The organism is Chryseobacterium cupriresistens (assembly GCF_046614675.1).
Taxonomy (GTDB): Bacteria; Bacteroidota; Bacteroidia; order Flavobacteriales; family Weeksellaceae; genus Chryseobacterium; species Chryseobacterium cupriresistens.
The window spans coordinates 1-284 of the sequence record NZ_JBKKJT010000050.1; the positions used below are offsets into that span (position 1 = coordinate 1).

Sequence of the window (284 nt, forward strand, 5' to 3'; positions counted from 1 at the left end):
GATCAGCAGCGCGCGGCGCTTCGGATTGTCGAGCAGGTCGTCCTGCAGGTACGGGTTGCGGCGCACGACCCAGATGTCGCCGAGCACTTCGTAGAGCATGCGCGCCGAGCGGCCGGTGCGGCGTTCCGCGCGCAGCTCGTCGAGCACCGCCCACGCCTCTTCGCCGAGCAGGCGGATCACGATCTCGCGATCCGAGAACGACGTGTAGTTATAGGGAATCTCGCGCAGACGGGGCGCGGGGTCGGCGGCGACGGCGGCGGCCGCGCCATGCGGATCGAAAACTT

1 protein-coding gene is annotated in these 284 nt (G+C 69.0%); it reads right to left on the minus strand.

The genetic code is table 11. The annotated features are described in order from the left end of the window. Positions 1-284 (minus strand): DUF3683 domain-containing protein (locus tag ACLI50_RS22615; RefSeq protein WP_411414683.1); only part of this gene is annotated, 284 nt, incomplete at both ends.